This is a genomic window from Gammaproteobacteria bacterium (assembly GCA_024235095.1).
Taxonomy (GTDB): Bacteria; Pseudomonadota; Gammaproteobacteria; order Competibacterales; family Competibacteraceae; genus UBA2383.
In genome coordinates this window covers 2,491,781-2,506,875 of sequence record JACKNC010000001.1, presented here as the reverse complement: position 1 = coordinate 2,506,875, position 15,095 = coordinate 2,491,781, and the positions used below count along the sequence as shown (strand labels likewise).

The window sequence follows — 15,095 nt, the reverse complement described above, 5'->3', positions numbered from 1 at the left end:
CACAGGATCGGTCCCATCCAGCGCAGGTTAGGTTAACCCGCCGGTTTGGGTGGATTATTCTGCGCCGGGCAGGTCTTGATGCCGAGCAGCGTATAGGCTGGGCACCAACCCATCAGCGCGGTGGCGATGGGTACAACGCCGATCCAGCCCCACACGCCAATCGTTCCCGTCAAAGCAAGGACGATGAGCAGGGCGCCGACTGCGATGCGGGCGATCTTATCGGCTGAGCCGACATTTTGGGCAATATTCATTGCGACCTCCAAGTTGATGCTGCTGTAATCGCAGATTTTACCGTACACTCGCCAGGATGAATTGCGAATTGTCAACATGGCTTACAAAAGCCTGCTACTAAAATAACAGGATATGAACTTTCTTGCATTTCTTGCCGTATTTGGCGGTGCGGGCTTGGGCGCCTGCTTACGCTGGTGGTTGGGCATAGCGCTCAATCCCGTTTTTCCAACCTTACCGCTGGGTACGCTGGCGGCCAATCTGCTGGGCGGTTATCTGATTGGCGTCGCCGTGGCCTATTTTTCGGTCAACGCCAGCTTACCGCCAGAAGTTCGGTTGCTGATCATCACTGGTTTCATGGGGGCGCTGACCACGTTTTCCACGTTTTCCATCGAGGTGGTGACTTTGATCACCCGTGGTCAACTCGGTTGGGCGCTGGCGGCGATTGGGGCGCATTTGCTGGGTTCGCTGGCAATGACCGCACTGGGTATTCTGACGGTGCGTTTTCTTGCCTGAACCCATGAGGTTAATGCTCTCTTCCCCAATCCTTCTCCCGCTAGCGGACGAGGGAAGCGAACAGTTATCTTGAATGAGGAAAATTAGCGATGGATGGTTCATTTCTCAGATTCTATATTCGCGAGAATCAGCGCCATGCCCACCGGTTATTATGGGAATGGTTGCTGGAACAGGCTAACCGTATGGGAATTCGCGGCGGATCGGCTTTCCGGGCCATGGCCGGTTTTGGCCAGCATCGCCATTTGCACGAAGATCATTTCTTTGAATTGGCCGGGACGTTGACGGTGGAAGTGGAGTTCATCGTGACCGATGACGAGGCTAAAAAATTGCTGGCGTTGCTTGAAGCCGAAAAAATTCGCGCTTTTTATGCGCAGATCCCGGCGCGCTTTGGCTTGACTGGAACGGATTAAAGTCGCGTCGCCCTCTGGATGAATTTGCTCACCTCTCTTTTGCCAGCCTTCCTGATTGGCCTGACCGGCGGCATCCACTGTTTCGGTATGTGCGGCGGCATCGTGGGTGCGCTGACCCTGGGCTTGCCGCCGGCGCCAGGACATCCATTGCTCATTCGCCTGCCCTATCTGCTGGCGTATAACCTGGGGCGCATCCTCAGCTATGTTATTGCGGGCGCCCTGGCGGGCGGCATCGGAACCTGGACCGCGCATCTGCTATCGATTCATCACGCGCAGTTGGGTCTGCAAATTCTCGCCGGCCTGTTCATGATTTTACTGGGACTTTATTTGGCGGGGTGGTGGTCAGCGCTCAGCCGACTGGAGCAGGCCGGCGGCTTCCTCTGGCGGCGGATTGAACCCTGGGGACGACGCTTCCTGCCGGTGCGCACCCCTCTGCAAGCGTTCAACATCGGACTGATTTGGGGTTGGCTGCCCTGTGGACTGGTTTACAGCGTCCTGGTCTGGGCGGTTGGCGCCGGCAGCGCGCTGGAAGGCGGATTGTTACTGCTGAGCTTCGGGTTGGGTACATTACCCACTTTGCTGGCGATGGGGACAGCAGCAACGACGCTAATGGGGTTTATCCGTCGTCCGGCGGTGCGCGCCACAGTGGGAGTACTGGTCATCCTGTTTGGGATATATGAGATCGGTTGGGCTGTAAAATTATTGTAGAACTCCTATTATCATAGTCGGCGCCCTCGATTAAAAGACAAGTATCCTTCCTGGTAACCTAACCGGCAAGCGATGAAGGACCCGCATGAATTCACTGTTGCCCCTGTTGATTCTGGCCCTGCCAACGATTATCGGCCTGCTCGGCGTGGCATTGTGGCGTACTCGTTGCAGTCAATAGAGATGAATCATAATAATGACTTGCTCTGGCTGGCGGCGATAGCTTTCGAAGCTGCCGAGGCGATGCTCGTTACTGACCGAAACGGCATCATTCAACGCGTCAACCCCGCGTTTACACGGGTAACTGGTTATACCAGCGATGAAGTGATCGGCCAGAACCCTAAGCTGCTTCAGTCCGGACGACACAGCGCAGAATTCTACGCCACCCTCTGGGATGACCTATTGAAGAAAGGACGCTGGGCAGGCGAAATCTGGAACCGGCGCAAGAATGGCGAAATCTATCCTGAGTGGACGTCCATCGCGGCGGTGCGCGATGAGAAAGATGAAATTATCTATTTCGTTGCCAGCTTCTTTGATATCAGCCAGCAGAAGGCAGCGGAAGATGCCTTACATCAATTGGCCTACTACGATCCACTGACCCAGTTACCCAATCGCCAGCTGTTTCTCGAACACCTGGCCACTGCTCAAGCCAGCGCACAACGCGGCTGCCATTACGGAGCAGTCCTGTTTGTGGATCTGGACGATTTTCGACGCATCAGCGACGCGCGTGGCCATGAAATCGGCGATCAACTTCTCCAGGAAGTCGCAGCGCGACTGACCCGGTTTCTGCGAGCGGAAGATATCGTAGCGCATTTCGGCGGCGACCGGTTCACGGTATTGCTGATCAACCTGGCCGATACACAGGAGAGCGCGGCGCGCTTCGCCCGTGGCGTCGCGGAAAAAGTCCGCCTAGCCCTATCGATGCCTATCCAGCAGCAGAACTATACCTATGTACTCGGCGCCAGCGTTGGTATTGCCCTGTTCCCCGCCCAGGGAAACCCTCCGGATGAACCGTTAAAGCAAGCTGAAACCGCGCTGAATCAAGCCAAAGTAGCTGGATGCAATGCAGTGCGCTTCTTCGAAGCCGCCATGCAGACTCAGGTGGAAAACCGCGTGGCGCTGGAAAGCGAGATGCGACGGGCCATTGAGCGCAACGAATTGCGCCTTTACCTGCAACCCCAAGTCGATGGCGAAGGCCGCATCATCGGCGCCGAGGTGCTGTTGCGCTGGCAGCATCCCGAACGGGGCATCGTTCCCCCTGACCACTTTATCCCGCTGGCTGAAGAAACCGGTCTGATCGTCGCTATGGGCGAGTGGGTGCTGCTGGAAATCTGCCGATTGCTGGCCCGAATGACAGCCGTCGGCCAACCGTTGCGACTGGCGGTCAACGTCAGCCCTCGCCAGTTCCGCCAGCCGCACTTCGCGACCCGGGTCAAGGCCGCGCTTTCCGCCACTGGCGCCGATCCGGCCTGGCTGACTCTTGAAATAACCGAGGGATTGGCCATTCAGGACATGAAGGGCACAATCGCTATCTTGTCCGTCCTGAAAGCGCTCGGCATCCATCTCTCCATTGATGACTTCGGCACCGGTTATTCGTCATTGGCTTATCTCGGTCAAATGCCGGTGGATGAGTTGAAGATCGACAAAAGTTTCCTCCAGCGCGTACCCCACGATGCGCATAACACCGCCCTGGTGGAGACCATTCTGGCGATTGCGCGGCATCTGCATCTTTCCGTCGTCGCCGAAGGCGTCGAAACCGTTGAGCAGGCCGACTTTTTGCGAACGCGCAATTGTGACTGTTATCAGGGTTATCTCTATGGTAGACCCGAGCCAGCCGAGACCTTTTTTCGATCGACCTTGCCAGCCGGGCGTCTGCCGGCGACCTCTGACGGATATCCTGGATGAAGGCTTATGAAATTTTTTATTATCAGTATCTTACGCAATGTCTTCGCTCACGGCAAGCGCTACTCCTGAGTGCGGTTTTGCTGCTGCTGGCGGCGGGATGGGGAGCGGCGATCTGGCGCGGCCAGCAGACCGATGCGGAAATCCGTCAACAACTCCTCGCCCAAGCCAAGGCGATTGCGCGCACGATCAATCCCCAGCGAATCAAAGCGCTGTCATTTACCGCGGCGGACATTGACCGATCAGCGTTTCAGCGTTTGCGCGGTCAGATGCGCAACTACGCCCAAGCTACGGGCCAACGCGGCATCTACAGCATCGCTTTGCGCGATGGCGCGATGATCTTCGGCCCGGAAAGTTTTGCTGCCGACGATCCATTGGCTTCACCGCCGGGCGCTGTTTATCAAAGACCACCGGCTGAACTCAATGAAATCTTCCAGAATGGTCAGCCGCGCACGATTGGACCTTATACCGATGAACATGGTGCTTTTATCACCGCCTGTGCGCCCGTTGCAGATTCGCGCACCGGTCAGCCACTGTTAATTATCGCGATTGATATCGAAGCGAGCCAATGGCGTGCTCAAGTCTGGTGGGCGAGGGTAGGCCCCCTACTATTTATCCTGGGACTCATCGCCCTGTTGCTGGCGGGCGCTGTGCTTTTCAAGCGGCGTGACCGCTGGCCTGAGCCACGCCGGATGCGCTGGCGCCACCTTGAAACGCACTTGGCTGCAGTGGTGGGCTTGCTGCTCACCGGGGGCGTGGTCTGGCTGGTTCACAATGGGGAAACGCACTCCCGCCAAGCGATCTTTTCCCAAATCGCCGAGGCGCGCGCTGACAGTCTGGTCAGGAAATTTCTTAATTTCCGGGACCATCAACTGGCGGGACTCGCCCAGTTTTTCAAGAATAGTGAACTGGTTACCCGTGTAGAGTTTCAGCGTTACGCCGAGTTGTTCGTTGAGACCGCCGTCCAGGCGTATGAATGGATTCCTCAAGTGCCGGCGACCGCCAGGTTGGCGCTTGAAACCGAGATGCGTCGAGAAGGTTTTAAAGCATTCACGATTTTTGAAAAAGACGCGCGAGGCGCATCCCTTCCCGCCAAGACGCGCGATGTCTATTACCCAGTGGTTTATATAGAACCTCTGGCGGGCAACGAAACAGCGCTAGTGGGCTGACACAGAAGTTTTGACAGGTTCAGAGGTTTCTAGGTCCACCGGGGTTTCAGAAGATTTCAAGGGAGGATAGAGGCGCTTGAGTTTGACCCGGGCCAAGTCGGTGCCGAACTGCCAGTGGATTTTGGTCTGACGTAGGTTGCGTGGGCCTTGCCAAGCGGCGATTTCCTTCCGCAAAGTTTCGAGGTTCGCAATGCGGCGATTCAAACACTGGCCGGCGAGAACAGCGAACTCACATTCCGCCATATTGAGCCAACTGCCATGCTTGGGGGTGTAATGAAATTCGAGCTTGCGGGTGATCCGGCGGGCTTCCTCTGGAGAAAAGACACTATACAAGGCCGCAGGAGTGTGGGTATTGAGGTTATCCACGACCAACCGGATTCGCTCCGCCTTCGGAAAGTACACATCAACGAGTTGCTGCATTTGCTGGGCAAAATCGCGTTTGGTGCGCTGTTTCGTGACATTAACATGACGCCACCCGCGCAAGGGTTGTACGAATAGAAATAAATTGGCGGTGCCTTCGCGTTTGTATTCACAGTCATAGCGCGCCGGTTGACCCGGGCGGGCGGGTTGAGGACAGCGGGTTTCGCTGGTCAATTGCACCGGACTTTCATCGAAGCACACTTGGGGGTATTGAGGATCATCGGGTTCGGCGTACAGGTCCAACACATCCTCCATATGCCAAACATAATCGGGACTGACACTGGGAATACACCATTCTTGACGTTGCCAGGGTTTGAGGTCGTTTTTTTAAGGATGCGCCGCACACTCTCACGGGAAATGGCTTCGATGGGCCGGAGTTCCATGAAGCGGTCCGCTAACAATTGGAGAGTCCACTGACAACGGCCAGCGGGCGGGGTACTACAGGCCAAGGCGACCAGAAAGGCGGCCTGTTTGCCGGTCAAGGCCGGGGGCAAACCGACTCGTGGCCGCTCGCTTAACGCCGCCAGCAACCCTTCGTCGACAAACCGTTGACGGGTACGATGAACGGTCGAAATCCCCAAGTGAAGGCTTTGGGCAATGGCCTCATCCGTCGCCCCTTCCGCAGCCTGCAGCAACACATGGGCACGGGCAACCTTGCGCGCCGCTGCCTTGCCTTTATGAATGACCTTCAGCAGGTCTTCCCGCTCCTCTTCAGTTAGATCAACCAGATACTTGTGGGCCATGGTGATTCCTCCTGTTGATCTCAACCATAGGGCACCCACCGCTACCTGTCAAAACTTCTGTGTCAGCCCACTAGGCTACGATCTGGGTTCCGAACCAGTGCGGCGAGCTGCGCTGGAAGAGACCTTACAAACCGGCTTGCCCACAGCGACTGACCCGATCCGCCTGGTGCAGGCGACCTCGGCAGAACAACTGGGTGTTCTGGCTTACTATCCGGTTTTCACCGATCTCAAGCCAACAGGCGAAACGGTGCGGAATGCATCCTCTGTTTCGTCCCACGGCTTTGTATTGGCTGTACTACGCCTGACCTCGGCGCTGGTCGAGTCGCTGGCGCAATCCGGCTACCAGGATGCATTTGTCTACGTGGACATGCTTCAATTATCTGCTGAGAAGAAACCTGTTTGGCTAGCGTTCTCCTCACAAGAGCACTCCCGGCATCATCCTTCCATCGACAAACTGATTCATTGGAACAACAACGGATTGGCTCCGATGGTTTATCCATTGTTTGTATTCGGCAAAACCTACGCATTGGTTACCCATCCAGGACCCGCGTTCCTCGCCGCCTATCCGCAGCGGGCTGGCGTAATCGCTGGGGGAGTCGGGTTGTTGCTGACTGGGGTGCTAACCGCTTTTATCGGCTTTCTCAATCAGCGCCGGGTCAGTCTTGAAAACCTGGTGCAGGCGCGCACGACCGCATTGCAGGAAAACCAGGAGCGTTATCGCGTTTTGTTCGAGAGCCTCCGCGATGCGGTTTTCGTCGCAGATGCAACGACCGGTTTTATCCTCCGGGTTAACCAGGCTGCAGAGAAATTGCTGAATCGTCCTCGCTCGGAAATTATCGGCTTACATCAAACCGCAATCCATCCGCCCGGCGAGATGGAGCGATACATCGATCAATTTCAGCGCTATGTCACCGGTGAAGCCGGTCATGTAGACGCGGAGGTTTATACCTGCGATGGCCGGCGTGTGCCAGTCGAAATTACCTCCAGCCTGATCCGTATGCCGGATGGAACCTTAACCATACAGGGTATTTTCCGTGACGCCACCGAGCGGCAACGCGCCCTGGAGGAGCGGGAAGCGGCGGAAGCGGCGCTGCATCGGCTGGCCCATTACGATTCACTTACCCATTTGCCCAATCGGCGGCTATTTCTCGATCATTTGGCGAACGCCCAGGCTATTGCGCGGCGCAGCGGCCATTACGGCGCGATTCTGTTAGTGGATCTGGACGATTTCAAACAAGTAAATGACGCACGAGGCCATGCGGTCGGAGATCAGATTCTTTGCGAGGTCGCGGCGCGCTTGACTGGCACCTTGCGCGAGGAAGATCTCGTGGCCCATTTTGGTAGCGATGAGTTTGTGGTGTTACTGGCTAATCTGGCGAATGTCCAGCAGGTAGCCGCCCGGCTTGCTCGCAATGTAGCCAACAAAATTCACGCAGCGATCCTGACGCCCTTCCCCATGCCTAATAGCGACTGCGCGCTCGGCGCCAGCATTGGCGTTACTCTGTTCCCAAAGGACCTGGAGCGGGACGATGACTTGCTCAAGGAAGCGGATACCGCCATGCATCGCGCGAAGGCGGCGGGGCGAAATAACGTCTACTTTTTTGAAGCGGCTATGCAAGCCGAGGTGGAAAACCGCTTTGCTCTGGAGAGCGAATTACGCCGCGCCATGGGGCGGGACGAACTGCGGCTTTACTTCCAATCACAAGTCGACCGAAACGGTCGGATCGTGGCCGCCGAGGCGCTGCTGCGCTGGCAACATCCGGAGCGGGGCCTGATACCGCCCCTGCATTTTATCCCGCTGGCGGAAGAAACCGGGCTGATTGTGCCCATGGGCGAATGGGTCTTGGAAAAGACCTGTCACTGCTTGGCGCGCATGGCGGTAGCTGGACAAACATTGCGGCTGGCGGTGAATGTCAGTCCCCGGCAATTGCGCCAACCGAATTTCGCTAAACGGATCAAGGCGCTGCTGACCGCTACCGGCGCAGACCCGGACCGGTTAACCCTGGAAATGACCGAGGGCCTGGCGATAGAGAACATTGACAGCGCCATCATCACTCTGTCCGAATTAAAAACGCTGGGCATCCATCTTTCCATTGATGATTTTGGCACGGGCTACTCTTCACTGGCCTATCTCAAACGCCTCCCTATGGATGAGTTAAAGATCGACCGGAGTTTTATTCGTGATATCCCGGGCGATCCCAACGATGTGGCGCTGGTTGAGGCGATTCTGGCGGTAGCCCGCCATTTGTCGCTGGCGGTCGTGGCCGAGGGTGTAGAGACCGAGGAGCAGGTCGCCTTCCTGCGGGCGCGCGATTGCAATCTCTACCAAGGCTATCTGTTTGGCCGACCGGAACCTGCCGAGACATTTTTGCAGCCGCTCTAATTGCGCCTTATCAAGATTCCACAGCAGCGCCTATATTTGTGGAAATCTTCATTAAATGGCTGGTTCCCGAAAATCCCGAGGAACAGGATGTTCCTCAAGCACTGGCCCTGCTGGATGCCTTGAAGAATGGCAATATCGCAGCTGGCGATTCACACCCGCCCTGTTTTGAATAGACGCACTAACGCCTCTTTTAAATAAATTCTTTTTCTATATGGCTTTACATAAAAAATAAGAATGAATATCATTTAATGACATTCAGTCATGACTGCCATCCTGTTGGATCCTCAATTCCTGGAGCCGTTTATGTCCCTATTCAATTCATCGAAATCCCGCACTCTGCTATCCGTGCTTTGTAGTCTGTTGATGGGTCTGCTCGCCATACCCGCGCTGGCTGGTGGCGAAGTCAACATCTACTCAGCACGCAAGGAAGACCTGATCAAGCCGTTGCTGGACGATTTCTCGAAGCAAACCGGCATCACTATCAATCTGGTGACAGGCAAGGAAGCCGAATTGCTACAACGCCTGCAAAGCGAGGGCATTAATACCCCTGCTGACCTGTTGTTGACCTCCGATGCAGGCCGGTTGGCGGCTGCCCGTCAAGCCGGCGTGTTGCAAACAATCCACTCGGCAGCGCTTGAAAAGCATATTCCCTCTGCTTATCGCGATCCTGAAGGTTACTGGTACGGTTTATCTGTTCGCGCCCGGCCGATCATTTACGCCAAGGATCGAGTCAAGCCAGGCGAGTTATCCACCTATGAGAATCTAGCCGCATCCGACTGGAAGGGCAAAATTTGTGTGCGCTCCTCCGACAGCATCTACAACCAGTCGCTGGTGGCGGGGATGATCGCTCATCACGGTGAAGCTAAAACCGAAGCATGGGCCAAGGGGTTAGTCGCCAACTTCGCCCGTTCGCCCAAAGGGGGTGATCGAGATCAGATTAAGGCGGTCGCTGCCGGCGAATGCGATCTGACTCTGGCCAATACCTATTATCTGGGCGGCATGGTCACCTCCAGCGATCAGACGGAGCAGGCCGCAGCGGCCCAGGTCGCTGTGTTTTGGCCGAACGCCACGACGACTGGCGTTCATGTCAACATCAGCGGCGCCGGAGTCACCGCCCACGCCAAAAACCGGGACAACGCCGTCAAACTCCTGGAATTTCTGACGGACGACAAAGCACAACGCTGGTATGCCGACGTGAATAACGAATATCCGGTCAATCCGGCGATTCCACCCAGCGCTACCCTCAAAGCCTGGGGCGAATTCAAAGCGGATACGTTGAACGTAGCGAAACTGGGCGAATTGAATGCCGAAGCCGTTAAGCTCATGGACCGGGCCGGGTGGAAGTAGATCCGTCTGCGCCTCCATGCCCTTACTCCCAATCCTTCTCCCAGAGCAAGAGGGACATTGAGCCATTGAGCCTTTCCCGCAGGGCAAAAAGTACTTGGATAGGGGCTAGAGGTTTCGACCGCTGGACGCTACTGGTGGTCGGAGTCGCCCTGTTGCTGGCCTTGCCCGTGTTCGCTGTATTTTTCACCGCCCTGCAACCGGCAGGCGACGTTTGGCGACATCTGGTCGATACAGTGCTAGCCGATTATGTGCTGAATTCGGTGGCGCTAATGCTCGGGGTCGGGTTGGGAACCTTGATCATTGGGGCGCCTACCGCCTGGCTCACCGCAATCTGCGAATTTCCTGGCCGGCGCTGGTTCGAGTGGGCGCTCCTGCTGCCCATGGCGATTCCTGCCTATATCATCGCCTATACCTATACCGGCCTATTGGATTTCGCCGGCCCGGTGCAGACCTTGCTGCGCGAAACCTTCGGTTGGAGCCGGCAGGATTACGCCTTTCCCGAAATCCGTTCCCTGCCGGGCGCGGTGCTGATGCTGGCGCTGGTGTTGTATCCCTACGTCTATCTGCTGGCGCGCGCGGCGTTTCTGGAACAGTCGGCGGCAGTGCTGGAAGTCAGCCGCAGTCTGGGCGCCGGACCCTGGCGGCGCTTCCTGGCCGTGACCCTGCCCCTGGCGCGACCGGCGCTGATTGCCGGTATGTCGCTGGTGCAAATGGAGGCCCTGGCCGACTACGGCGCCGTGCAGTACTTTGGAATCAGCACCTTCACTACCGGTATCTTCCGAGTCTGGTTTGGGATGAACGATCCCACTGCCGCCGCACAACTGGCGGCGCTTTTGCTGCTGTTCGTATTCACCCTGCTGGTGCTGGAGCGGCTGTCCCGACGACAGGCCCGGTTTCATCATACCGGTCAACGCACTCAGCGCCCATTGCGTCTGCAATTGACCGGTCGATGGCAATGGCTGGCGACCGGGACGTGTCTGTTACCGCTCCTGTTCGGCTTTCTGATTCCGGCGGGACAGCTGGCCGTCTGGACTTGGCGGACCGCGCCAAAAGTTATCGACGACCGCTTTCTGGAACTGACCAGTCACAGCCTTCTGCTGGCGAGCGGGAGCGCGCTGTTGATTCTGCTGTTGGCGCTGCTGCTCGGTTATGGCCAGCGTTTGCAGCCACGTCCGATGGTGCAATTGGCGGTGCGCGGCGCTGGACTCGGTTATGCGGCGCCTGGCGCGGTGCTGGCCATTGGCGTGATGCTGCCCTTTGCCGCGATTGATCGCACCGTCGATGGCTGGGCGCGCGAGTGGCTGGGCCTCTCCACTGGATTATTGCTCAGCGGAACCTTGTTTGCCATGTTGTTCGCCTACTGCACCCAATTTCTGCCGGTTGCGCTGCACAGCGTCGAGGCCGGGCTAACCCGTATTCGACCGAGCATGGATGACGCCGCGCGCACGCTGGGCGCGAAACCGCGTCAAGTGTTATGGCGCGTTCATATCCCGATCCTGCGCAGCAGCCTGTTGACCGCTTTGCTCATGGTATTCGTGGATGTGCTCAAGGAATTGCCAGCGACGCTGATTCTACGCCCATTCAACTTCAATACCCTGGCGGTGCGCGCCTACGAACTAGCCTCGGACGAACGGCTGGCGGATTCGGCCAGTTTTGCCCTGGCTATTGTGCTGGCTGGCATCGGCCCTGTGATCCTGCTCAGCCGCGCCATCAGCCGCGCGAGATCCGGTTATGACCCCCTTTCTTGAACTATGCGATCTTGATGTCGCCTATCCGCCCCGGAAAGTGATCCGGGAAGTCTCGCTGACCCTGCATTGCGCCGGCATTGGCTGTCTGCTTGGCCCTAGCGGCTGCGGCAAGACTACGCTGCTGCGAGCTATTGCCGGTTTTGAACCACTGCAGCGCGGCTCCATCCGTCTGGAAGGCATTGAACTTAGCCGACCCGGTTGGACGTTGCCGCCGGAGCAACGGCGAATCGGCATGATGTTCCAGGATTTGGCGCTGTTTCCACATCTAACCGTCAGCGATAATATCGCCTTCGGTCTGCGCGGCTGGAAAGCAACGGAGCGGCGGGCACGGGTCGATGAGTTATTACGCCTGGTCAGCCTGGAAGAATTCGCCAAGCGTCATCCGCATCAAATCTCCGGAGGTCAACAACAACGGGTGGCCCTGGCCCGGGCGCTGGCCCCGCGTCCGCGACTGCTGTTGCTGGATGAGCCTTTCTCCAGTCTGGACGTGAGCTTGCGGGAAGATCTGGCGCGAGAGGTGCGCACCATCCTGTTACGGGAAGGCACGGGCGGTCTGCTGGTCAGCCACGACCAGTTTGAAGCCTTCACCTTTGCCGATGAAATCGGTGTGCTGGATACCGGCTGGCTACGCCAATGGGATAGCGCCTATAACCTTTACCACCAGCCAGCGAATCGCTTTGTCGCCAGCTTCATCGGCCAAGGCGTCTTGCTCGCGGGTCGGATTGGAGAAAATGGCCAGGCGAATACCGAACTGGGCGACATCGAAGGGGAATCGCCGGCGGGTTGTGTAGCGGGCGATGATGTGGAAATCCTGGTGCGTCCAGACGATGTGATCCATGACGACGCCAGCCCGCTCAAGGCGGAAGTCGCCGAGCGAGCGTTTCGGGGCGCGGAGTTTTTATACACGCTCAACCTGCCCAGCGGCGCGCGGCTGTTGTGCCTGGCGCCCAGCCATCATAACCACGCCCTGGGACAACAGATCGGCATTCGCCTGGATATCGATCATGTGGTCATGTTTCGGCGCAACTGGTCAGTCAATTGCGTTGAGCGCTAGGGGGAAGTTTTTCAGAAAGCAATGCCCCCGGTCGGCCAATATGATACCCCTGCGCGTAGTCGACCCCAATTTGCCGCAGGATATTCAGAATTTCTTCATTTTCAACAAATTCAGCCACTACCCGCTTACCCATGCCGTGGGCGATATCGGTCACGGCGCGGACAAAAATCTGATCTTCGCGATTATGGGCAATGTTGCGAATAAAGGCCCCATCGATCTTGACCGCGTCCACCGGCAATTGGCGCAGATAGGCATAAGACGCGAAACCACTGCCAAAGTCGTCCAGCGCGAATCGGCAACTGAGTTCCTGGATGCCGCGCATCATCTGCTGGGTGTTTTGCAAGCTATCAACGGCGACCGTTTCGGTAATTTCAAAGGTAAGCCGCGCTGGATCAACATGGTATTGCGCTAGTAATCCCTTCAGTTCCGATAACAGCGAAGGATCGTCCATGGCGTTGGCAGAAAGATTGACCGATAATTGCAGGTCCGGGTGAATTTGCAGAATCAGGATCGACCGCGCCAACACCCAGTGATCGATGGCGTGAATCTGGCCGGTTTTCTCGGCAACCGGAATGAAATGATTGGGATAGACCAATTCTCCTTGAGCATCACGCATGCGCAGCAACGCCTCTTTTCGCTGCACACTGCCGGTCGCCAGTTCCATGATGGGCTGGAAGTGTAATTCAAAGCGATCCTCGATCAACGCCTCGGTGATCCGCTCCGACCACAACACCCGGGCATTGGCCAGCTCCCGTCCCTGGTCTGCTGGAGAGAACAAATACCAGCGGCCCCGTCCCCGCTCCTTGGCTTGGTACATGGCCAGATCGGCGTCCGCCAACAATTGCTGGGTTTCAACGCCGTGTTCCGGAAACAGCACGATACCGATACTGGCGGAGACTTGATGCCGCAAGCCATGATTGCGCACGATCACTGCGCAGATGCGCGTTTGCACCTGCTCGGCAATCGCAATAGCCTGTTTCGAGTTAGCCTGGGGCAGCGCTAGAGCGAATTCATCCCCGCCAAATCGCCCCAAAACTCCCTCCGCGCCAATCAGCATCTCCAATTGCTCCGCCACCCGTTGCAACAAGATATCGCCGACCGGGTGGCCACTGATATCGTTGACATCTTTAAATTGGTCCAAGTCAATGAACAGTAGCGCTCCGCTGTAACCTTCGCGAACCGCTTCATCAATCAGCTTCGTCAAATCCTGATTGAAGCGGCGACGGTTGAGCAGCCGGGTCAAGGGATCGTGATCCGCCAGCCAGACCAGTTCCGATCGTGCGGCTTCCCGGTCGTGCTGAATATGCTCCATACGCTCCGACAGGGCATCAACGGCGTCGATCATCAGGTCCATCTCGTCGCGCAGGGGCAACTGGCCATTCAGGGTCGGCAGACGGTCGCGCAATTCAGCGAACTGATCATCAGCGAGCAGGGGCAACAATCCCGCCAATCGCCTGAGCCGCCTGACCAGAGTTTGCATCATAAGCAACAACAGACCTTCCGACAGAACGAGACCCAGAATCCCAATGAGAATGCTGTTGCGCGTGACCTTGGCGATGGCTTGCCGTTGCGCGGTGACCGTGTTAATTAACAGGACGTCTACCTCTGGCATTAGATCCAACAACCGAAAGATCTCGAACCAGTTCCCCCCACGTTTGATCAGTAGGGTATTGGCGTTTCCAGGAACGTCCAATTGCGCAAGGTCGGCGTCGCGCAGTAGGGATTCAACCTGTTCTGGATGGGTGATCACCGGGAATGGCATGGGGGCCTGTTCAACCCAGATCGCCACCTCGGCGCCGGTCAGCGCATGGAAAGTCAGCAGGGCGTCAGCGACTGAACGGCCTAATGCCAAAGCGCCGGTGGAACGGCCCTGCCACAGCAGAGGAGCAGCGAGATACTGGTAGCAATCCGGGGCGCACGTGAGCAGCGTGGCGGTTTGTTCCGGAGAACCCTGCAGTCGCGTGATCAGTTCGGCGGGCAACGCCTGAGCCTGGTTGGGCCACAGCAAAACCGCTTGATCATTGGGCTGAATCCAGTGGACCGAGCGAATATCCCATTCCAGGTCCAGCATGAAACCGTGGTGATCCAGCGCGTGATGCAGGCGTTCATTGATCGTCTGATCTGATTGATCTGATCCCAGCAACGGCACAATATTGGCCAGTCGCGCCATTTGCCGATAACCATCATCCAATAATGCCTGGAGTTGGCGAATCTGGCGATCCCGCACCGCCATTTGTTGCCGTTCGAACTGCTCCGCCGCCTGGCGATAGGCAAGGAACGCCAGTGAAGCGTTGACCAGCGCCAACACGATGCTCAGGACGATCAACGCCTTCCAGCGCAGGCTGAGATATATACTTGGCACCTTAGCAAAATGATCTTTTCAGATTTAGGGAGAAATTAGCACGGAGTGATCATGGTCTGTAATGATGCTTATATCAATGCCGACCGCGTTGGCGAGCTTTTAAAGAAG

11 protein-coding genes and 1 pseudogene are annotated in these 15,095 nt (G+C 57.0%); 9 read left to right on the top strand and 3 right to left on the bottom strand.

The features are described from left to right. Nucleotides 1-32: 32 nt before the first annotated feature. On the bottom strand, nucleotides 33-245 hold the full coding sequence (locus tag H6973_11060; protein ID MCP5126133.1) for a DUF2892 domain-containing protein: 213 nt from the start codon (nucleotides 243-245) through the stop codon (nucleotides 33-35). A 118-nt stretch (nucleotides 246-363) separates the two neighbouring features. Here H6973_11060 and crcB point away from each other — a divergent pair, with 118 nt between their 5' ends. From crcB to H6973_11035, 5 genes are all read left to right on the top strand, one after another. Then, a complete protein-coding gene (gene crcB / locus H6973_11055) occupies nucleotides 364-744 on the top strand; it encodes a fluoride efflux transporter CrcB (GenBank protein MCP5126132.1) in 381 nt (126 codons plus the stop codon). An 89-nt stretch (nucleotides 745-833) separates the two neighbouring features. Continuing rightward, complete coding sequence (locus tag H6973_11050; protein ID MCP5126131.1) at nucleotides 834-1,154, top strand: DUF190 domain-containing protein; 321 nt, start codon at nucleotides 834-836, stop codon at nucleotides 1,152-1,154. Between the two features lie 18 nt (nucleotides 1,155-1,172). Further along, nucleotides 1,173-1,862 carry a sulfite exporter TauE/SafE family protein gene (locus tag H6973_11045; protein MCP5126130.1) on the top strand — a complete coding sequence of 230 codons (690 nt, stop codon included), beginning with the start codon at nucleotides 1,173-1,175 and terminating at the stop codon, nucleotides 1,860-1,862. Between the two features lie 180 nt (nucleotides 1,863-2,042). Continuing rightward, nucleotides 2,043-3,764 carry an EAL domain-containing protein gene (locus tag H6973_11040; GenBank protein ID MCP5126129.1) on the top strand — a complete coding sequence of 574 codons (1,722 nt, stop codon included), beginning with the start codon at nucleotides 2,043-2,045 and terminating at the stop codon, nucleotides 3,762-3,764. After that, on the top strand, nucleotides 3,761-4,930 hold the full coding sequence (locus H6973_11035; GenBank protein ID MCP5126128.1) for a CHASE domain-containing protein: 1,170 nt from the start codon (nucleotides 3,761-3,763) through the stop codon (nucleotides 4,928-4,930). The genes H6973_11040 and H6973_11035 overlap by 4 nt, the downstream gene beginning before the upstream one ends. Here the strand turns inward: H6973_11035 and H6973_11030 are convergent. Next, nucleotides 4,919-6,093 (bottom strand): annotated as a pseudogene (locus tag H6973_11030) (IS630 family transposase). The gene H6973_11035 and the pseudogene H6973_11030 overlap by 12 nt on opposite strands. Between H6973_11030 and H6973_11025 the strand changes: the two are divergent. The 4 genes from H6973_11025 to H6973_11010 all read left to right on the top strand — a co-directional run bounded on the left by H6973_11025 (nucleotide 6,092) and on the right by H6973_11010 (nucleotide 12,625). Further along, nucleotides 6,092-8,476 (top strand): EAL domain-containing protein, encoded by a 2,385-nt coding sequence (locus H6973_11025; GenBank protein ID MCP5126127.1) that lies wholly within the window; start codon nucleotides 6,092-6,094, stop codon nucleotides 8,474-8,476. The pseudogene H6973_11030 and the gene H6973_11025 overlap by 2 nt on opposite strands. Before the next feature lie 363 nt (nucleotides 8,477-8,839). Then, a complete protein-coding gene (locus H6973_11020; protein ID MCP5126126.1) occupies nucleotides 8,840-9,823 on the top strand; it encodes a Fe(3+) ABC transporter substrate-binding protein in 984 nt (327 codons plus the stop codon). 65 nt (nucleotides 9,824-9,888) lie between these two features. After that, nucleotides 9,889-11,571 carry an iron ABC transporter permease gene (locus H6973_11015; GenBank protein ID MCP5126125.1) on the top strand — a complete coding sequence of 561 codons (1,683 nt, stop codon included), beginning with the start codon at nucleotides 9,889-9,891 and terminating at the stop codon, nucleotides 11,569-11,571. After that, nucleotides 11,555-12,625, top strand: a complete 1,071-nt coding sequence (locus tag H6973_11010) for an ABC transporter ATP-binding protein (GenBank protein ID MCP5126124.1) — start codon at nucleotides 11,555-11,557, stop codon at nucleotides 12,623-12,625. Before H6973_11015 ends, H6973_11010 begins: the two co-directional genes overlap by 17 nt. On the opposite strand, the gene H6973_11005 is transcribed toward H6973_11010, so the two are convergent. Continuing rightward, nucleotides 12,606-14,987: an EAL domain-containing protein gene (locus H6973_11005; protein ID MCP5126123.1), complete on the bottom strand. Its 2,382-nt coding sequence runs from the start codon at nucleotides 14,985-14,987 to the stop codon at nucleotides 12,606-12,608. The genes H6973_11010 and H6973_11005 overlap by 20 nt on opposite strands. Nucleotides 14,988-15,095: the final 108 nt, after the last annotated feature.